The organism is Lentzea sp. NPDC003310, assembly GCF_040610935.1.
Classification (GTDB): Bacteria; Actinomycetota; Actinomycetes; order Mycobacteriales; family Pseudonocardiaceae; genus Lentzea.
In genome coordinates, this window is record NZ_JBEXNC010000017.1 from 142,275 (window position 1) to 161,607 (window position 19,333).

The 19,333-nt window shown below is 68.8% G+C and carries 18 protein-coding genes; 6 read left to right on the forward strand and 12 right to left on the reverse strand.

Features of this window, described 5'->3' with window-relative positions; all coding sequences use genetic code 11:
- Window positions 1-4: 4 nt before the first annotated feature.
- The 3 genes from ABZX02_RS32150 to ABZX02_RS32160 all read right to left on the reverse strand — a co-directional run bounded on the left by ABZX02_RS32150 (window position 5) and on the right by ABZX02_RS32160 (window position 2,593).
- Complete coding sequence (locus tag ABZX02_RS32150; RefSeq protein ID WP_355303788.1) at window positions 5-1,477, reverse strand: hypothetical protein; 1,473 nt, start codon at window positions 1,475-1,477, stop codon at window positions 5-7.
- Window positions 1,478-1,588: 111 nt separating this feature from the next.
- Window positions 1,589-2,056 (reverse strand): hypothetical protein, encoded by a 468-nt coding sequence (locus tag ABZX02_RS32155; RefSeq protein ID WP_355303790.1) that lies wholly within the window; start codon window positions 2,054-2,056, stop codon window positions 1,589-1,591.
- A 24-nt stretch (window positions 2,057-2,080) separates the two neighbouring features.
- Window positions 2,081-2,593, reverse strand: a complete 513-nt coding sequence (locus ABZX02_RS32160; protein ID WP_355303792.1) for a GNAT family N-acetyltransferase — start codon at window positions 2,591-2,593, stop codon at window positions 2,081-2,083.
- A 77-nt stretch (window positions 2,594-2,670) separates the two neighbouring features.
- On the opposite strand from ABZX02_RS32160, the gene ABZX02_RS32165 reads away from it, so the two are divergent.
- Both ABZX02_RS32165 and ABZX02_RS32170 read left to right on the forward strand, forming a co-directional pair.
- Complete coding sequence (locus ABZX02_RS32165; protein WP_355303794.1) at window positions 2,671-3,117, forward strand: helix-turn-helix domain-containing protein; 447 nt, start codon at window positions 2,671-2,673, stop codon at window positions 3,115-3,117.
- An 86-nt stretch (window positions 3,118-3,203) separates the two neighbouring features.
- Window positions 3,204-4,664 (forward strand): alkaline phosphatase family protein, encoded by a 1,461-nt coding sequence (locus ABZX02_RS32170; RefSeq protein ID WP_355303796.1) that lies wholly within the window; start codon window positions 3,204-3,206, stop codon window positions 4,662-4,664.
- Between the two features lie 8 nt (window positions 4,665-4,672).
- On the opposite strand, the gene ABZX02_RS32175 is transcribed toward ABZX02_RS32170, so the two are convergent.
- A complete protein-coding gene (locus ABZX02_RS32175) occupies window positions 4,673-5,275 on the reverse strand; it encodes a TetR family transcriptional regulator C-terminal domain-containing protein (RefSeq protein WP_355303798.1) in 603 nt (200 codons plus the stop codon).
- A 63-nt stretch (window positions 5,276-5,338) separates the two neighbouring features.
- Between ABZX02_RS32175 and ABZX02_RS32180 the strand changes: the two genes are divergently transcribed.
- Window positions 5,339-5,785, forward strand: a complete 447-nt coding sequence (locus tag ABZX02_RS32180) for a DUF1453 domain-containing protein (RefSeq protein WP_355303800.1) — start codon at window positions 5,339-5,341, stop codon at window positions 5,783-5,785.
- Window positions 5,772-6,989: an aminotransferase class V-fold PLP-dependent enzyme gene (locus ABZX02_RS32185; RefSeq protein WP_355303802.1), complete on the forward strand. Its 1,218-nt coding sequence runs from the start codon at window positions 5,772-5,774 to the stop codon at window positions 6,987-6,989. Before ABZX02_RS32180 ends, ABZX02_RS32185 begins: the two co-directional genes overlap by 14 nt.
- Here the strand turns inward: ABZX02_RS32185 and ABZX02_RS32190 are convergent.
- The 3 genes from ABZX02_RS32190 to polA form a co-directional block, all read right to left on the reverse strand.
- Complete coding sequence (locus ABZX02_RS32190; protein WP_355303804.1) at window positions 6,970-8,025, reverse strand: Hsp70 family protein; 1,056 nt, start codon at window positions 8,023-8,025, stop codon at window positions 6,970-6,972. The genes ABZX02_RS32185 and ABZX02_RS32190 overlap by 20 nt on opposite strands.
- A gap of 66 nt (window positions 8,026-8,091) precedes the next feature.
- On the reverse strand, window positions 8,092-8,721 hold the full coding sequence (locus tag ABZX02_RS32195; protein ID WP_355303806.1) for a precorrin-3B C(17)-methyltransferase: 630 nt from the start codon (window positions 8,719-8,721) through the stop codon (window positions 8,092-8,094).
- A 140-nt stretch (window positions 8,722-8,861) separates the two neighbouring features.
- Window positions 8,862-11,534: a DNA polymerase I gene (gene polA, locus ABZX02_RS32200; RefSeq protein WP_355303808.1), complete on the reverse strand. Its 2,673-nt coding sequence runs from the start codon at window positions 11,532-11,534 to the stop codon at window positions 8,862-8,864.
- A 106-nt stretch (window positions 11,535-11,640) separates the two neighbouring features.
- Here polA and ABZX02_RS32205 point away from each other — a divergent pair, with 106 nt between their 5' ends.
- Together ABZX02_RS32205 and ABZX02_RS32210 are read left to right on the forward strand one after the other, a co-directional pair.
- Window positions 11,641-12,000 carry a hotdog fold thioesterase gene (locus ABZX02_RS32205; RefSeq protein ID WP_355303972.1) on the forward strand — a complete coding sequence of 120 codons (360 nt, stop codon included), beginning with the start codon at window positions 11,641-11,643 and terminating at the stop codon, window positions 11,998-12,000.
- Between the two features lie 77 nt (window positions 12,001-12,077).
- Complete coding sequence (locus ABZX02_RS32210; protein ID WP_355303810.1) at window positions 12,078-13,250, forward strand: lipase family protein; 1,173 nt, start codon at window positions 12,078-12,080, stop codon at window positions 13,248-13,250.
- A gap of 525 nt (window positions 13,251-13,775) precedes the next feature.
- On the opposite strand, the gene ABZX02_RS32215 is transcribed toward ABZX02_RS32210, so the two are convergent.
- From ABZX02_RS32215 to ABZX02_RS32235, 5 genes are all read right to left on the reverse strand, one after another.
- On the reverse strand, window positions 13,776-14,492 hold the full coding sequence (locus ABZX02_RS32215; protein WP_355303812.1) for an ABC transporter ATP-binding protein: 717 nt from the start codon (window positions 14,490-14,492) through the stop codon (window positions 13,776-13,778).
- Window positions 14,489-15,307 (reverse strand): ABC transporter ATP-binding protein, encoded by an 819-nt coding sequence (locus ABZX02_RS32220; protein WP_355303814.1) that lies wholly within the window; start codon window positions 15,305-15,307, stop codon window positions 14,489-14,491. Before ABZX02_RS32220 ends, ABZX02_RS32215 begins: the two co-directional genes overlap by 4 nt.
- Window positions 15,304-17,016: a hypothetical protein gene (locus ABZX02_RS32225; protein ID WP_355303816.1), complete on the reverse strand. Its 1,713-nt coding sequence runs from the start codon at window positions 17,014-17,016 to the stop codon at window positions 15,304-15,306. The genes ABZX02_RS32220 and ABZX02_RS32225 overlap by 4 nt, the downstream gene beginning before the upstream one ends.
- The gene (locus ABZX02_RS32230; protein WP_355303817.1) at window positions 17,013-17,927 is read right to left on the reverse strand and encodes a branched-chain amino acid ABC transporter permease; all 915 of its coding nucleotides are present in this window, start codon (window positions 17,925-17,927) and stop codon (window positions 17,013-17,015) included. The genes ABZX02_RS32225 and ABZX02_RS32230 overlap by 4 nt, the downstream gene beginning before the upstream one ends.
- Window positions 17,928-18,005: 78 nt before the next feature.
- On the reverse strand, window positions 18,006-19,235 hold the full coding sequence (locus tag ABZX02_RS32235; RefSeq protein ID WP_355303819.1) for a branched-chain amino acid ABC transporter substrate-binding protein: 1,230 nt from the start codon (window positions 19,233-19,235) through the stop codon (window positions 18,006-18,008).
- Window positions 19,236-19,333 lie beyond the last annotated feature (98 nt).

A 19,333-nucleotide genomic window follows, 5' to 3' on the forward strand; every position in this document is an offset into this window, starting at 1 on the left:
CGGGTCAGCTGATGTTCTTACCGCTGAGCACGGCCCACTGACTCCAGCCGCCCTTCTCCTTGTAGAAGCGGCGGATCTGCTTGCCGTCCTCGGTGCGGGCGAAGACCTCGACGGTCTTCGTCTGCGCGTGGTACATCGCGGTCGGCGCCTCGGAGACCTTGGTGGTGCCGAGCTTGGCCCACGGGGTCCAGCCGTTGTCGGTGGCGCGGGAGTGCTCGGCGATGCCGTTCTCCCCGAGCTGCACGACGTCGATGGACCCGGTCGTCGAGTTGTAGACCGCGGACGGCGCGCCGGTGCCCTTGCCGCCGAGCGACTTCCAGACGCCCGCCGCGTACTGCTCGACGCTGCCGGACTCGGTGCGCACGAAGACCTGGTCGACGGCGACGGCCGGGTCGCTGACGATCTTCTTGTCGCCCTGGCCGGCCCAGGTGCTGCCGTCCCACTTCACGAGCTTGCCGTCGGCGGACCGCGCGTACACGTCGTTGTCGGCGACGGCCGGGTTGCCCTCGATCTTGCGGTCGCCGACCGGCGCCCACTTGTCGGTGTGGCGCAGCAGCAGGCCGTCCGCGCCGCGGGCGAGGACCTCGACGGCCTTGGTCTTGTCGTTCCACAGCAGCGTCGGGTCGCCCGCGACGGCGGTGTCGCCGAGCGCGACCCACTTGCCGTCGACGAGGCGGTAGATCCGGTCGTCCGTGCCGCGCGCGAACACCTCGACGATCTTCGTCTGCGGGTTCATCAGCGCGACCGGGTCGCCGGCGAAGATCTCGGGACCGAGCTGCTGCCAGCCCGCCCAACGGCTCGTCTTGTGGAAGTTCGTGACGATCGTGCCGTCGGCCGCGCGCGCGAAGATCTCGAGCTGCTGCTGGCCGGTGTTCGAGATCTGCGGGCCTGAGGCGACGACGAGCTTGTCCGTCACCGGCGTCTCGCTGGCGGTGCCGCCCGCGCTGCCGGCCTCGAGGATGTTGTTGTAGCGCAGCGGCACGTACTTGCGGGCCGTCGCGGCACTCCACACCCGCTGCACGGGCCGGCTGCCGTCGGGACCGGCCTGCTCACGCACGATGGGCCGCGTCTTGGCCGCGTCCGCCCAGCCGATGAACAGCGCGACGTGGTTCTCGCGGTCGTTCAGCGCGTCACCGGGACGGAGGTCCTCCCAGTCGATGCGGTGCGCGACCTGCTCGAGGATGTGGGTGGTGTAGGAGATGCGCAGGCCCCAGGCCATCGAGACGAAGCCGGAGCAGTCGGTGCGGTAGGCGCCGTACTTGTTGCCGAAGCAGTCGGCCTGGCTGTAGGGCACGCGAGCGCTGATCCACGTGCGGGAGCGCGCCAGGACCTCGCTGCGCGTGATCTTGGAGTTGGCCTCGTACGTCCCGCAGACCACCCCACCCTCGGCAGCGGCGACCGCGACGTCCGGCATGGCCAGCGTCGAGCCGAACGTGATGGCCGCCGCGGCGACCGCCAACAACCCCAGCGATCTCATGCCGGTCACCGTAGCAAGGCGATGTGAAGTTTTGGTCCGGTCGAACGTCCTGTCTTGCCACCCGTCAACCGTGAACGCGCGGACCGGGAATCCGACCCCTGTGGACGATCGTCACGGCTCGTCGAGCACGCTCAGGTAGCGGCGCGGTACGTACAGCTCCGCTCCCGTCTCGTAGGGGTAGGTGATGACGCGCAACCGCGTGCGGAACCCACCGGCCTGTTCGTACGCCCAGTACCGTCCCGGCTCCTCGGCCCAGGCAGCGAAGATCACCACGTGGCGGGTCAGGTTGGTGCCGTCCGCGCGGATCACCACGTCGCCCGCCCGCAGGTCGTGTGCGGCGACCAGACCGCTCACCACGGCGAGGCCAGGGGTGTCCAAGCCACCGTGCCGGTGCTCCGGCCGACCCGGCAGTCCCCACGCCATCGACACGAAGCCCGAGCAGTCCGCGCGGTAGATGCCGTGCTCGTTCTGGTGGAACCGCGTCTGGCTGTAGGGCACCGAGTCGCGCAACCAGGTGCACGCGCGCTCCATGATCTCGGAGCGACGAATATGGCGGCCGGCGGCCCGTGCGGTCGTCACGCGGCCATGGTCAGGACGGACCCTCTAAATTCCCTGCAAGCTTTCTATAAGGTCCGCGTCGCTGATCTCCGCGGTGACCCACGCCAGCGGATAGCTCAGTTCGATCGTGTCGGCGTCCCTCGTGAGCTTCACCCCGGGCAGCACCTTCCGCACCAGCGCGAGCATCGCGCGGTTGTCGGGCAGGACGTTGCCGTGCAGCTCGGCGACGCCCATCCGGGCGGCGATCGACGTCAGCTCCTCCAGCAGCAGGCGGCCCACCCCGCGCCGCTGCCACAGGTCGACGACGGCGACCGCGATCTCGGCGCCGCACTCGCCGGTCCTGATCACCCTGGCGATGCCGATCGGCTCGCCGCCGACCCGTGCGCACACGGCCGCGTGCCGCTCGCCGTCGACGTCGGTCAGCACCCTCCGCGCGGACGCGGTCAGCCGCGGCGTCGGCGAGTGGAAGCGCAGGTAGCGGCTTCGCGCGGACAGTCCTTCGAACACCGCGTCGACAGCTTCCGGCGCGGTGTCGCGGTTGAGCTCGGTGACGCGCATGAGGATCTACCCCTCTGGGTTCGGAATCCGAACTGTAGCTGAGTTCGAAAATCGAACGCAAGGGATATCCTGGACTCATGCCGTACTCGAGTTTCGCGAGCATGCCCTGCACGCTGAGCCGCCCCGCAGCGCTGCTGGGCGAGCGCTGGACGCTGCTGCTGCTCCGCCAGATCTTCCTGGGCACCCGCCGGTTCGAGGACTTCCAGGCGACGATGGACATCTCGCGCAGCGTCCTGACCGACCGGCTGAACGTGCTACTGCAGGAGAACGTGCTCAAGCGCGTGCCCTATCACGAAGATGGCCGCACACGGCACGAGTACCGCCTCACGGAGAAAGGGCGCGACCTCTACCCCGTGCTGATGGCATTGCGCACGTGGGGCGAGAAGTGGATGGCTCCGGACGAGGAGGAGTCGTTCCACCTGCACCACCGCGACTGCGGAGGCGGTGTGCGCGCGAAGGTCGAGTGCACCGAGTGCGCCGCCGAGCTGACCGCGCGCGACGTGGAGGTGACGGCCAGGCAGTGAACTTGTACTGACAACTGTCGAAGCGCAGATGAACTAAAAGCGCGGGCCATTGCCGAAGACTTTTGCAGGCGTTGACTCTGCCTGTCATGACAAGAGCTGCTCTCGCGATCCTGCTGCCCCTCCTGCTGGTGACCCCGGCCGCGGTCGCGGCACCGGCGAAGACGCCGAAGGTGCTCGTGATCGGGCTCGACGGCGCCCGCTACGACAAGCTCCTCTCCGCCGACACCCCGAACACCAAGGCGCTGCTGAACCGCGGTTACGGCGCCCGCAGCGCGTTGTACGGCTCGGGCATGGCACAGACCTCCAGCGGCCCCGGCTGGTCCACGGTCCTCACGGGGGTCTGGCCGGACAAGCACAAGGTCAAGGACAACTCGTTCAGCGGCAACGCGCTGACGTCGTACCCGAGCTGGCTGGAGCGCGCGAACACCGCGAAGCCGGCCCTGTCGACGTACGCGGCGGTGGACTGGAAGCCGATCAGCGACCGGATCCTGCGCTCCGGCCAGGACCGCAAGTACGTCCTCGACGGTGACACGGCGGGCTACACCGGGTCCGACGAGAAGATCACCGCCGACGCCGAGCAGCACCTGCGGTCCGACGCCGCCGACGCGTCGTTCGTCTACCTCGGGCAGATCGACATCGCGGGCCACGACCACGGCGCCGACTCCGCGCAGTACGCCGCGGCGATGCGCACGAACGACGCGCAGGTCGGCCGCCTGGTGCGTGCCGTCGAGTCGCGGGCGTCGTACGCGTCCGAGGACTGGCTGATCATGATCACCACCGACCACGGCCACACGGCGGCGGGCGGTCACGGCGGCGACTCACCGGAGGAGCGGATGACGTTCGTGATCTCCACCGGCTCCACACGGCCGGCGGTGGCGCCGAAGCTGGTGGACGTGGCGGCGTCCGCGTTGCGGCACCTGGACGTCCCGGCGCAACTCGACGGCTACGCGCTCGGTGCCGCGCCGGCCGACCCGTTCGACGCGGCGACCCTGAAGCCGCGCCAGGACGAGACGGGCGTGCCCGCCTCGGTGCTCGGCTGGACGCACGAGGGTCCGTCGGGCTGGACGGTCACCACGGCGTCGTCGATGCCGCAGGGCACCGCGGAGTGGCAGGGCTGGTCGTTCACGACCGACGACTTCTGGACTCGCGCGGCGCTTTCTCAGTCGCGAGAAGCGAACGTGCGCGCACGGGGTGTCTTCGCCGTCGCCGACCCCGACGAGTGGGACGACAAGGGCTCGCCGTCGGCGCGCGGCAAGTTCGACTCGACGCTGACCTCGCCGGCCTACGACGTGACGGGCCGGTCCAGCGCCCGGCTCGACTACTTCTCGCACTACCTGCAGGAGGGGACGCAGCGCGGCACCGTCAGTGTCTCGTTCGACGGCGGCCCGCAGCAGGTCGTCCGCACCCACGACGCCAACGGTCTCGCCCAGCAGGTCTCCCTGACCGTGACCGTGCCGCCGGGCGCCCGCACGGCGCGCGTCTCGTGGCGCCTCTTCGACGCGGGCAACAACTGGTACTGGGCGGTGGACGCCCCGCGCCTGTCCTGACCGGAGCGCTACCGCAGCGAGTCGAGGTGCCGGCGCAGCACCGACACGGCGAGGTCCGGGGTCATCCGGTCCGGGTGCAGCACGCCGTCGACGGTGAGTCCGTTGAGCAGCGACGCCAGCCGCTCGGACTCCAGGGTGACGTCGTGCCCGGCCGCGATGGTCCCGGCCTCGGTCATCACCGTCAGCGCGCGGTGGCACAGCGCCCGCAGGCCGTCGTAGAGCTTCTCGGCGTGCGGCACGAGCGACGGCCGGGTGCGCGAGGCGGTCACGAAGGCCAGCCACAGCACCGCTTCGTCACGTCGGCGGTCGTCGAGCGGCAGCACCTCGGACAGCACGCGTTCGGCGGGCCGCCGCGGGTCGTCAAGGTCCTGGAGAGACCGCACGTGGGCCATGACCCGCTCGTCGATGGAGTGGATGAGCGCCTCGACCGCGAAAATGATCATTTCGTCGTGGCTGTCGAAGTAGTGGCGGATCGACCCGATGGCCAGCCCGGCCTCCACGGCGACGTTGCGCAGCGAGGCCTGTTCGACGCCGTCGCGCACGACCACGCGGAACACCGCCTCGGCGACGGCTTGGCGACGGGCGACGGGGTCGACGACTCTCGGTGACACCTCCCTTTTGTAGCATGACCCTGCTAGTTTAAGTAGCAGGGTCATGCTACTTAGGGGGATGTCATGACGTATCTGCTGATCGCGGCCGGTGTGCTGTACGTGCTCGTGCGCCGGTTCCGGGGCGAACCGCTGAACGCCCGCGACCTGCTGGCGCCGCCCGCGTTCCTGTTGTTCTTCGGGGTCTGGGCAGTGGATGAGTTCCACCTCGCCTACCTGGTGCCACTGGCCGCCGGGTTCGCGTTCGGCGCCGTCCGCGGCCTGACGATCAGGCTGTTCGACCGCGACGGCCACTTGTGGCAGCGGTACACGCCGTGGACCTTGCTCGTGTGGGTGACGTCGATCGGCATGAGTGTCGGGTTCGCGATGCTGTTCGACCACCACGCGCCGACGCAGCTCTCCATCGGCGTGAGCATGCTCGGCGAGCTGTGCGCCGTGGGGGCCAAGGCGCTGAACACGGGACTGCCGTTCGCACCGGAGAAGCTGTCCAATGGACGGCATGGAACGTCGTGACTTCCTCGTCGGGGCAGGACTGCTCGCCGTCGCACCGACGGCGTCGTCGGCCACGCGCGGAGTGGACTGGGGCGCCGTGCGCGGCGAGTTCCGGCTGGATCCGGCGCTCACCAACCTCGGCCTCTTCTACCTGGCGTCGAACCCGCGCGAGGTGCGGGACGCGGTCGAGGAGTTCAAGCGCAGGCTGGACGCCAACTCGCACGACCTGATGCCCGAGCAGGCCCAGGAGGTCGCCGTCGCCCTGGGCGAGTACGTCGGCGGGGCGGCGGACGACATCGCGTTCGTGCCCAACACGACCATGGGCCTCTCGATCGTCTACGGCGGCCTGAAGCTGCGGGGCGACCAGGAGGTGCTGCTCAACGACCAGGACCACGCCTGGCACCAGCAGGCCGCCCGGCTCGCCGCCGGACGGGTGGGCGCGAAGGTCAGAGTCGGCACCCTCTTCGAAAACCCCGCGAGGGCCACCGAGGACGAGATCGCCACACGTCTGCGGAACTCGATCACGCCGCAGACCCGCGCGGTGGGCATCACGTGGGTGCAGTCGAGCACGGGCCTACGCATGCCCGTGCGCGCGTGCGCTTCCGTTGTCGCCGAGGCGAACCGCGGCAGGGCACGGGAAGACCGTTGTCTCCTCGTCGTAGACGGCGTGCACGGACTGGCGGCGGTGCACGACGATCCAGCGCGCATGGGCGCGGACGTGTTCGTCGCCGGCACGCACAAATGGCTGTTCGGGCCGCGTGGCACCGGAATGGTGTGGGTGAACCCCGAGGTGAGCGACGAGATCGTGCCGATGCTGCCGAGTCTGAGCGACCGCAGCACCACGGCGTTGCTCGGGCCCGGCGGCTTCCACGCGTTCGAGCAGTACTTCGGTGTGCAAGCGGCAGTGCGATTTCACCAGCGCCTCGGCCGTGACCGCGTGGCGGCCCGGATCGCCGAGCTGGCGGGACGGTTCAAGGACGGCCTCGCTGAGATCCCCGGCGTCGTCGTGCACACGCCGCGCGACCCGGCGACGTCCGCGGGCATGGTGTGCTTCGACGTCGCCGGGCACACCGGCCCCGAGGTCGTGGAGCTGTTGGCGCGCAAGCAGATCCAGATCACCACGGCGTCCTACCGGATCCCGTACGCGCGGGTCGGCACGTCGATCCTCAACACCCCCGAGGAGATCGACCGGACTCTGCGGGAGATCAGGGCCCTGGCGCGCTGAGGCTGGGAAGCTCGGCCGTGCTCGGCGGTTCGAGCTGTGCGCTCGTGTTCTCCATCTTCACCTGAGGCTCGTTCATCGCGTCGTGCGCGAACCACCCTCCTCCGAGTACGAGCACGAGCAATCCCGCCGCGACGAACGGTGTGGTCGGAATCCGCTTCTCGGGCTCTTCCGCCCGTGGCAACGGCACGTCGACGGTGGGCTGTTCGACGGGTTCGGGTTCCAACTGCTTGGCTTCGAGGTAGGCGCCTGTCGCCGCCGCGCCGTCCGGTGCCCGCAGGACGGGGACGCACAGCCGTTCGGCGATCTCTCTGGCCACCAGCGGAATCCGTGACGACCCGCCGACGAGCAGGATGGCGTCCGGCAGGCACGTACCGGCCACGACGCGTTCCAGCGCGTCGATCGTCAGCTCCACGGCGGGCCGGATGATCGACTCGAACTCCAGCCTGCTCAACCGGACCTCGCGCATCTCACCGTTCGCCGCGACGTAGGGGATCCGCACCTCGGGATAGCTGCCGAGCAGTTCCTTCGCCTCGACGCAGCTGCGCACGAGCTCCAGGCTGTGCGTGCCGATCTTCGCGATCACGTGCTCCGCCACCAGCTCGTCCAGGTGGAACCCGCCGACCTCGACCCGTTCCGGCTGCCCGGCCAGCAACAGCACGCCCTGCTTGCGCAACACCGTGATGTCGCACCCCGTGGCACCGAAGTCGAACACCGCCACGGTGCTGTGCTCGGGCATCAGCACGTCGGCGTCGAACGCGATGGCGGCCGCGTGTGGCGCGGGCACGAACAGCACGTCCGCACGACCTTCTTCGATAAGGTCCTGCCGCAACTGTTCCAGGTGCGCGTGTGGCCAGCACAGCGGATGAGTCATCGCGACCCGGCTCGGCGGCTGCCCGTGCCGGTGCGCGAGGTCGTCGAGCACGCCGGCGATCTCCCTGGCCGCGGCGCGCTGACGACGGCCGTTGGTCGTGATGCCGCCGACGGTCGCGACGGTGGTGCCTGCGGATCCGAGATCGAGCCCAACCTGGTACGACATTGCGGGTCACCCCTCACTGCGGACACCCACCACACGTCGTCTCAGCTGGTTCGGTTCAAAACACCTTCACCGGCCAACGAGCTGCCGCGCCAGCTGGTCGGCCTCCTCCGCCGTGAACTTGCCGGTGATCTGCGCGGCGCCACCGGTGATCGGCGACTGGATGCTGGGCGCGCTCAGCACCCGTCCGTTGATGAGGATCGCGACCTGGTTGCCGACGTTGGCGGTGGTGAAGTCGGCCCACGTCCGGGCGCCCTCGGCGTCGAACTCGATCGTCACCACGTGCCCGTCACCGAACTCGCTCGGACCGGACGAGGCCTTGCCGATGCGGGCGCCGTCGAGGAACACCGGCCCGAGGTCGTACCGGTACTCGCCGCCGTCGCAGGTAACCAGTGGTGCGGCCGCCTCGTCGTGGCCGACCAGCGGGTCCGGCGCGCCGCAGTCGAGCGTGCTCATTGCCTGCTCGCGCACGGCCTTGTCGGTGCTCTGCCTGGTCGCCCTGGCCGTCTGCACGGCCGGGTCCCCCGCCTCGTGCTGCGGCACGGGATACCCGGACGACGGCTTCGAGGTCGGTGCCTGCCCCTCCACCTTCCGGAAGGTCAGCTCGCCGGTGAGCCACTCCGCCTTCGCGGGCGTCCCCGGTTCGGTGGCCGTGCAGGCGGTGACGACGAGGAGCAGCACCACGGCGAGGATCTTCATGCCGCTGGCTTACCACGCGGCCACCGCCCGCATCAGCGGAACCAGAGCGCCATCAGCCGTTCTGCCGCCACATCCGCGCCCTGCTCACGCACACAGCCCGCCCGAGCACGTGGCTCGGACGGGCTGTCCCGCGTTTCGCACTAGTGAGCGGCGTCGTCCCAGGAACGCCCCACGCCCACCGAGACCTCCAGCGGCACCTGCAGCTCGTAGGCGTTGCCCATCTGGTCGCGCACCAGCGCCTCGACCGCCTCGCGCTCGCCCTCGGCGATCTCCAGCACCAGTTCGTCGTGCACCTGCAGCAGCATCCGCGAGCGCAGGCCCGACGACTCCAACGCCCGGTAGACGCCCAGCATGGCCACCTTGATGATGTCCGCGGCGCTGCCCTGGATCGGCGCGTTCAACGCCATGCGCTCGGCCATCTCGCGGCGCTGGCGGTTGTCCGACGTCAGGTCCGGCAGGTAGCGACGGCGGCCGAGCACCGTCTCCGTGTAGCCGTCCTTGCCCGCCTTCTTCACGATCTCGTTGAGGTAGTCGCGCACTCCGCCGAAGCGGTTGAAGTACGCCTCCATCTGCTCGCGCGCCTCTTCGGTCGGGATGCGCAGCTGCTGCGACAGGCCGAACACCGACAGGCCGTACGCGAGGCCGTACGACATCGCCTTGATGCGGCGGCGCATCTCCCCCGTCACCTCGGAGGTCGGGATCGAGAACGCCTGCGACGCCACGTAGGTGTGCAGGTCCTCGCCCGAGTTGAACGCCGCGATCAGACCCTCGTCGCCCGAGAGCGTCGCCATGATCCGCATCTCGATCTGGCTGTAGTCCGCGGTCATCAGCTCCGCGTAGCCCTCGCCGACGACGAACGCCTGGCGGATGCGGCGGCCCTCGTCCGTGCGGATCGGGATGTTCTGCAGGTTCGGGTCCGTCGAGGACAGCCGGCCCGTCGCGGCGATCGTCTGGTGGAACGTCGTGTGGATGCGGCCGTCGTCCGCCACCGACTTCAGCAGGCCGTCCACAGTGGACTTCAGCCGCGTGACGTCGCGGTGCGACAGCAGGTGCTGCAGGAACGGGTGCTCGGTCTGCTCGAACAGGTTCTGCAGCGCGTCCGCGTCCGTGGTGTAGCCGGTCTTGGTCTTCTTCGTCTTCGGCATGTTCAGCTCGTCGAAGAGGACCGCCTGCAGCTGCTTCGGGCTGCCGAGGTTGATCTCCTTGCCGATCACCGAGTACGCGTCCTGCGCCGCCTGCTTCACGCCGGCCGCGAAGTGCGCCTCCAGCTCGGACAGGTGGTCGACGTCGATCGCGATGCCGACGGCCTCGACCTCGTCGAGCACGTTCATCAGCGGCAGCTCGAGGTCCGCGAGCAGGTCGGTGCCGCCGATCGTGACCAGTTCCTCGTCGAGCCGGTCGGCGAGCTCGGCGACGGCACGCGCGCGCAGGATCGTGCCGGTGGCGAGCTTCTGGGTCTCCTCGGACTCGTCGGCGAGCAGCGACAGCTGGCCGTCGCCGGACTCCTCCGCGCGCAGCTCGCGCTTGAGGTAGCGCAGCGCCAGGTCGTCCAGGGCGAACGACCGCTGGCCGGGACGCACCAGGTAGGCGGCCAGGGCCGTGTCGGAGGACAGGCCGCGCAGCTTCCAGCCGCGGGCGCGCACCCGGCGCAGCGGCAGCTTCAGGTCGTGGCCCGCCTTGGCCACGCCCTCGTCCGCGAGCCACGCCGCGAGCGCCTGCTCGTCGGCCTCGTTGAGCTCGGTGACGTCGACGTACCCGCCCTCGCCGGTGGCCGTGCAGAGGGCGACGCCCTCCAGGTCGGTGGTGATGCGCAGCGCGACACCGACCCGCGCGCCCCGCGCGTGCTCGTCGAGCCACTTCGCGAGCGTGCCCGCGGGGATCGCGCCGCCGGAGACCTCGAAGCCCTCCTCGGCCTCGGGCTCCGCGGTCGACAGCGTCTGGAACAGGCGGTCGCGCAGGACGCGGAACTCCAGCTCGTCGAACAGGCGGTGCACCGCGTCGCGGTCCCACTGCTGCACCTCGAGGCCGTCGATCGCGTACGGCAGCTCTACGTCCTTGATCAGTTCCGTGAGCTGGCGGTTCATGATGATGTTGGCCAGGTTGCCGCGCAGCGCCTCGCCGACCTTGCCGGGCACCTCGTCGATGCGGTCGACCAGCTCGTTCAGCCCGCCGAACTGGTTCAGCAGCTTGATGATCGTCTTGGGGCCGACACCGGGGGTGTTCGGCAGGTTGTCCGACGAGTCGCCGCGCACCGCCGCGTAGTCCGCGTACTGGTCGGGGCGCACACCGTGCTTCTCCTCGACGTAGGCCGGGGTGAAGCGGCCCATCTCCGAGACGCCCTTGACCGGGTACAGCACCGTGACCTTGTCGTTGACCAGCTGGAACGCGTCGCGGTCGCCGGTGACGATCTCCACCTCGAGCCCCTGCGCCACCGCCTGGGTGGTGAGGGTGGCGATGATGTCGTCCGCCTCGTAGTTCTCCTTCTCCATCGTCGGGATGCTCAGCGTGGCGAGCACGTCCTTGATAAGGGAGACCTGGCTGCGGAACTCGTCCGGAGTGGAGGAGCGACCGGCCTTGTACTCCGGGTACTGCTCGGACCGGAAGGTCTTGCGCGAGACGTCGAACGCCACGGCGACGTGCGTGGGCTGCTCGTCGCGCAGGATGTTGATCAACATGGACGTGAACCCGTACACGGCGTTCGTGACCTGGCCCGTCTTCGTCACGAAGTTCTCGGCGGGCAGGGCGTAGAACGCTCGGTAGGCCATCGAGTGACCGTCGATGAGCAGGAGCCGCTTCACGTCTGAGTGAGTCACGAGCCCGAGTCTAGGGTGGGGGTCTGACAGTTTCGCTTGAGCCCTTGGAGCACGTGTGACCCCCGACCTGCCTATCGAGTTCGCCGACGAGCAGCTGCACGTCAGGATGGGCATCGAAATCACCCGATGGGATGTCCAGGAGATGGTCGGCACCATGCCGGTCAAGGGCAACCGCCAGCCGTTCGGCCTGCTGCACGGCGGCGCGAACGCGGTGCTCGCCGAGCAGCTGGGCTCCATCGCGTCCGCCATGCACGCCTCCGAGCACGGCCTCATCGCGCTCGGGCTCGAGCTGTCCTGCACCCACCACCGCGCGGCACGCGAGGGGATCGTGACCGGCGTGGCGCGCCCGATCCACCTGGGACGCAGCACGGCCACGTACGAGATCGTGATCACCGACGAGGAGGGCAGGCGCACCTGCACCGCCCGCCTCACCTGCATCCTGCGCCCCAAGCCGCCGGGCGCCTGAGTACTGGGGTAAACCACACCCCGGTTCTGCGGTAAGCCCCAGTGTGCGACCAAGATCATCAGAGCATGGTCGGTCGCATGACCTTCACGACTCGACTGACAGCAGCAGTCCTGTGCGGTGCGGTGGTCGCGGCCTCGGTCCCGGCCACCGCGTCCGCGCACCCGGCTCGCGGCAGCCTCCTCGACGTCGTCCCGGTGTCCACGATGGACACCAACCAGCTGGTCGGATACCTGGGGGACCACGCCTTGGACGCGTCGCGCGTCCGCTTCGCGGTGGACGCGAAGCGCATCACCTACCGGACCATCGACGCGTTCGGCAGACCCACGACCGCGAGCGCGCTGATCGCCCTGCCGCGCAACGGCGACCGCACTCCGCGCCAAGCCACGTGGCTGCACGGCACCACGGGCTACCGGGGCTCGGTGGCGTCCGTAGCGGACGGCAACGACAGAGCAGCCACCTATCTCTTCGCCTCGGCCGGCTACCTGACCACGGCCCCGGACTACCTGGGCCTCGGCACCGGACCCGGCTTCCACCCGTACGTGGACGCCAGGTCCACCGTCACGGCCTCGGTCGACGCGCTGCGAGCGGCGCGCGAGTACGCGACCACCCAGGGCTTACGTCCCGACCGGCGCGTCATGATCACCGGTCACTCCCAGGGCGGCCACGCGGCCATGGCCCTGGGCGAGGCGCTGCAGAACGGCGCCGACGCACGCCTGGAGGTGGGCGCCCTCGCCCCGATCGGCGGCCCGTTCAAGCCGAGCCTGCTGGTGGACAGGGCGCTCGACGACGAGATCGCCAACGGCGTCGCGTACATGGCGTACTGGACGGTGGCCTGGAACCGCCTCTTCCACCTCTACGACGACCCGGCCGAGGTCTTCCGCGACCCGTCCGTCGAAGCCCTCTTCGACGGCGACCACCGCAACGAGGACATCTTCCCGCGCCTGCCGGCGACGATGCGGGAACTCCTGACCGACAGCTACTTCGCCCGCCTCCAGCACCCCACCGGAGTCCTGAAGGCACGACTGCGCGAGGCCGACAGCACCTGCGACTGGCGTCCGAAGGTGCCCGTCACGATCTACTCCTCGGCGGGAGACCGCGACACGCTGCTGGAGACGTCGGCGTACTGCGACCGGCAGCTGAAGCAGCGCCACGCCCGCAGCACGCTCGTCGACCTCGGCGCGGACGTGGGCCACGGCAAGGCCGCCAAGCTGGCCCTGCCGCGCATCCTCGCCAGTTTCGACCGCTCCTGACGACAAGTCGGCGGTGCGGAGAGTCTCTTCGCACCGCCCTCGTCGGGAACCTGCCGACGAAGCAATCCATGACGAGCGAGCTTCTTCCAACCCGACAACGGTGAACCGTGTGACGTCCTCGTCGATCTGCTCCGCGTGGTTCTGGCGAAGCCGGATCCCGTCCGCTGGACCCCACCGTTGGTCTGACGTGAGGAGCGCACGGCCGGCGAGGGTGAGTTCTGCCTGTTGGCAGGCGACGCTGACCGGTGCGTTCCGGGCTGACGAACGTGATCCCGAGCCGACGCAATGCTTGTCGCGTCGGGGAATGCGAGGACGTCACGGCCCGTCGCGCCGGACAAGGACACCGTCGAGCAGTGGCAGCGGACCGCGTCCGTCAGCCGGAAGGTGGATCGGCGCTCAGTCCGCCGCGGGACCAGCCGAGTCTTCCCCATCGACCGCGAGTGCCTCGACTTCGCCTGCTCCCCGTACGGGAAAACGAAAACGGGGCGGAGGAAGTCCTCCGCCCCGCTCACCACGACACAAACCTCAGTGGGACTCGCCCAGGTACGCGTCGCGCACCCGCTGGTCGGCCAGGAGCGAGTGCCCCGGACCGTCCAGAGTGGTCTTGCCGAGGTCGATCACGTAACCGTGGTCCGACAACGCCAGCGCCGCCAGCGCGTTCTGCTCCACCAGGAGGATGGTGGTGCCGAGCGACTGGAGCTCCTTGATGGTGTCGAAGATCTTCTGCGTCATGATCGGCGAGAGACCCATCGAGGGCTCGTCGAGCATCAGCAGACGGGGCTTCGACATCATCGCGCGGCCGATGGCGAGCATCTGCTGCTCGCCGCCGGAGAAGAGCCCGGCCTTGTTGTTGCGGCGCTCGCCCAGCACGGGGAAGAGGTCGTACACCCGCTGGATGTCCGCCTGCACACCGTCGTCCTTGCGGACGTAGGCACCGAGCTGCAGGTTCTCCTCCACGGTCATCCGCGGGAAGAGCCGGCGGCCCTCGGGGCAGTGCGCGATGCCCTCACCGAGGATGGCGTGCGCCGGGTCGCTGTGGATCTCCTTGCCCTGGAACCGGATCGACCCGTTCGTCGGCCGCAGAAGACCCGAGATGGTGCGCAGGGTCGTGGTCTTGCCCGCACCGTTCGAGCCGATCAGCGACACGATCTGGCCGGCCTCGACCGTGAACGAGATGTCGCGGACGGCCTCGATCGCGCCGTAGGACACGGAGAGGTTGCGGACTTCGAGCAGCGCGGTCATGCCTGCTCCTCCTCAGCAGCTGCGGCGGCCTCGACATCGTGCTGGACTTCCTCCGGGGGCTTGCCGAGGTAGGCCTCGATCACCCGCGGGTCCGCCCGCACGACCTCGGGGCTGCCCTCGACGAGCAGTTCGCCCTGCACGAGCACGGAGACCGAGTCGCACAGCCCGAAGATGAACTTGATGTCGTGCTCGATGACCACGACGGAGACACCCGTCTCGCGGATGCGGAAGATCAGCTGCTGCGTCGCTTCCGTCTCCTGCGGGTTCATACCCGCGGTGGGCTCGTCCAGCAGCAGCACCGCCGGGTCCGTCGCCAACGCGCGCGCGATCTCCAGCCGGCGCTGGTCGCCGTACGGCAGGTTGCGCGACAGCTCGTCGTCCACGCCGTTCAGGCCGACGAACGCGAGCAGCTCCCGCGACCGCTCGCGCGCCGCCTTCTCACCGCGGTGGTAGGCGGGGCCGTGGAACAGCGAGGCCAGCGGGCCCTGCTTCATCCGGACGTGGCGGCCCACCATGACGTTCTCCAGCACGGTCATGCTGGGGAACAGGCGGATGTTCTGGAACGTGCGGGCCACGCCCGCGTCCGTCACCTGCGCCGGGTCACCGGGCAGGACGTTGCCCTTGAGCAACACCTGGCCGGTGGTCGGCGTGTAGAGACCCGTCAGGCAGTTGAAGAACGTGGTCTTCCCCGCGCCGTTCGGGCCGATCAGGCCGACGATCTTGCCTTCTTCGAGCGTCAGGGTGACGCCCTTCAACGCCTTGAGGCCACCGAAGACCATCGAGACGTCGCGCGCCTCCAAAACCGGCGTGCTCATGCCTTCTTCGCCTCCAAATGCGCCTCTTCGGCGTTCTCGTCGGCGCGTTCGACCATCTCAGCGCGCCTGTGCGCATCGGGGATCAGGCCGACCGGCCGGAACCGCATGATCAGGATCAGCGCGAGGCCGAAGATCATGAGGCGGTAGTCCTCGAAGTCGCGGAGCTTCTCGGGCAACACGAACAGCAGCGCGGCACCGAGCACGGCGCCGGGGATCGAGCCCATGCCGCCGAGGATGACCGCCGCGAGCAGCGTGACCGACTCGAGGAACTTGAACGACTCGTAGGACACGGTGCCGTTCTTGTGCGCGAACACCGCGCCCGCGAGGCCCGCGAGCATGGCACCGATGAGGAACGCGAGGATCTTCATCTTGCCGGTGCGGATGCCCATCGCGCGGGCGGCGTCCTCGTCCTCGCGGATCGCGATCCAGGCACGGCCGATGCGGCTGAACTTGAGGTTCGCGAACACCGCCATCGTCGCCGCGACGAGCAGCACGATGAGGACGTAGTAGAGGACACCGGCGGGCAGCTTGACCGCGCCGATCGTGAACGACTTGTTGAACTCGGCACCGAACAACGACAGCGCCGGGATGCCCGGGATGGCGTTGGAGCCGTTGGTGAAGCCACCGATGTCGTTCTGCGCGGAGCGGGTGAAGATCTCACCGAACGCGAGCGTCACGATCGCGAGGTAGTCACCGCGGACCCGCAGCGTCGGCGAACCGACGATCGCGCCGAAGATGCCGGCGACGACCGCGGCGATCACGGCGGCGACGGGGAACGGCAGGTCGAAACCGAAGTACGCGGTCGCGGCACCGGAGAAGTTCGCCGCCACGAGGGCACCGATGCCCATGAACGCCACGTACCCGAGGTCGAGCAGACCCGCGAGACCGACGACGATGTTGAGGCCGATCGCGGTGGCGGCGTAGATGCCGATGTTCGCCGCGACGGTCATCCAGTACTCGTTGCCCGCCTCGGTGAACGGCAGCAGCAGCGCGCACGCGGCCAGCACGATCACGGAGAACACGCGGTGCTGCTCGGACAGGGCCGAGATCCAGCGCACGAACCCGATGCCGCTCAGCGCGGCGAGCAGACCGCCCGCGAAGCCGAGGAACGACAGGAAGATCGCGCCCGCGTACGGGTTGGCGGAACCGACGCCACCGGTGGTCAGCATCGCGGCGACGGCATAGAGCACCGCACCGAACGAGACCAGCAGCACCAGGTACGCGAGAGGAGTGGAGAGCTTGACCTTCCACTCGCCCACCGGCTCGATGCCGATGCCGTAGCCCGCGAGAATCGTGAGCACACCGGCGACGAGGCCGACGACGCCACCGAACGCGACCGCGCCGTCGAGGGCGGTCACGGCACCGAGGCCGCCACCCTTGACCGTGATGTACGCCGTGTTGACGAACGACACGAGCGCGAGGCCCCAGCCGAGCGCCCGGACGACCCGGCCCTTGGACGGGGTCGGCGCGAAGGCCGCGACGAGGACGAGGACGCCCAGCACGAGGACGTGCCACCGGAAACCGGTGACCAGGAACGGCGCGTCGAAGAACTGCAGCGTCGACTTGTCGGGCCAGTTGCCGTCGTTGAGCGTGAACGTGACCCAGGGCAGCAGTGCCGCGACGATGCCGAGGACGCCACCGGCAGCCGCGAGCGGCTTGCCCAGAGGTGCGAGCGCGGAGCGCTTGACGGGGGTTTCGACCGTGCTCATGCGCGCACCCTTTCCGGCTCACCGAACAGACCCTGCGGGCGGAAGACGAGCACGAGGATCAGCACGACGAAGATCCACACGTAGTCGTACTGGGTGCCGCCCGGCATGTACTGACCGGCCACGGTCTTGATCAGACCGATGATGAACGCGCCGATGACCGCGCCGCGGATGCTGCCGACGCCGCCCAGGACGGCCGCCGTGAAGGCGAAGATGCCGTTCTGGAAGCCCATGTCGATGTTGATGTTGTTCAGGTAGCCGCCGAACATGATGCCCGCGACGCCGGCGAGAACCGCGCCGATGATGAACGTCAGCACGATCACGCGGTCGGGGTTCACGCCCATGAGCTTCGCGGTGTCGGGGTCCTGCGCGGTGGCCCGCATCGCGCGTCCCATGCGGGAGCGGTTGATGTAGGTCTGCAGGATGACGGCGAGTCCCACGGAGAGGACGACGAGCATGATGCCGGTCCACGAGATGTTGACCGAGCCGATCGTCAGGTTGCCCTCGGGGAACACCTTCGGGTACGGCAGGTTGGACTTCGCGTTCGGGTAGAAGACGCGGACAGCCTCCTGCAGGAACACGGACACGCCGAGCGCTGTGATGAGCGGTGCCAGCCGTGGAGCGTTGCGCAGCGGCCGGTAGGCGAACCGTTCCATGATCACGGCGACGACGACCGCCACCAGGATGCCGCCGACGAACATGAGCGGCAGGGCCACGGCAGGCGACTTCTTGAGGTCGTCAGGAAGAAGCGTGAACGTGGCGAGGCCTCCGTACGAGGCCACCATGAAAACCTCGCCGTGGGCGAAGTTGATCAGCTGGATGATGCCGTACACCATCGTGTACCCGAGGGCGATCAGGGCGATCAACGCACCCTGAATGACCCCGTTGGCCAGCTGTTGGAGCAGGACTGACACGACTACCTCCGTAGACGGCGGGGGCGAGCAAACAACGCCCGCCCCCGCCGTGGCTTCAATCAGTAATTAGGTAGTCGATCAGCCGGTGAACTCGCCGGTCTGAACGTCCTTCCACTTGCCAGAGGCAACCTGGTAGACCGTGAGGACCTTGTTCGTGCTGTCGCCGTACTGGTCGAACTTGACCTCACCGGTGGCGCCGGAGCCGCTGTAGGCACCGACGTTGGTCAGCATGGCGTCGCGCTTCGAGTCGTCCCAGGCAGCGCCACCCTCGAGGGTCTTGGCCAGCGCACCGATGATCGCGTTCGCGGCGTCGTAGGAGAACGCGCCGTAAGCGGCGTAGTCGTCCTTGCCGAACTTCGCCTTGTACGCGTCGACGAAGGCCTTGGCCGTGGCCAGGGACTCGGTCGGGGCACCGACGGAGGTGGCGAGGTCGCCCTCCTTGCCGCCGAGCTCGATGTACTTGCCGTCGAAGATGCCGTCGCCGCCCATCAGCGGAACGTCGAGACCGGCGTCCTTCATCTGCTTGGACAGCGGGCCGGCGACCGGGTACTCACCGCCGTAGTAGACGGCCTCCGGGCCGAGGGCCTTGATCTTGGCGATGACGCCGGAGAAGTCGGTGTCCTTCTCGCCGACCTTCTCGGAGCCGACGATCGTGCCACCCTTCTTGGCGACCTGCTTCTGCAGCTCCGCCGCGAGGCCCTCACCGTAGGTCTTGCCGTCGGTGATGATGGCGATCTTCTTCTTGCCGGCCTTCTCGACGAGGTAGTTGGCCGCGTACGGGCCCTGCAGGTCGTCGGTGGTGCAGACGCGGAAGTAGTTGTCGAACTGGCGCTTGGGGGCCGTGAGGAAGTCGTTGCCCCGGGTCAGCGACGGGTTCGTGTTCGCGGGCGACACCTGGGGGATCTTCTTGTCCCGCAGGATCGGCTGCACGGTCTGGGCGACCGACGAGTTCAGCGTGCCGACGACACCGACGACGTTCGGGTCGGTCGACAGCTTCGTGGCGGCCTGGGCACCCTTGGCGGGGTTGGCCTCGTCGTCCTGGGCGGACACGGCGAGCTTGAAGCCCGGAACCGTGCACTTCTTGTTCGCCTCGTCCACGGCGAGCTCGGCGGACTGCTTGATGCCGACGCCGAGAGCGGACAGGTTCCCGGACAACGGGGCGACAACACCGACGGTCAGAGTGCCCTTCGACGTGTCGCAGCTGCCCCCGGTGGTGCCGCCGCCCTCGGTCTTGTTCGAGCCACAGGCTGCAAGAACAAGCAGCGAGGCACCGACGATCGCTGCGGACTTCACAGAGTGCTTACGCACGTGATGTCCCTCCTATATCCCTGCTCCCGGCAACGCGAGATCTCCGCGCACCGCTCCATCACCCTCTCCTGAGGGATGGCCGGAACCTAGGCGATGAC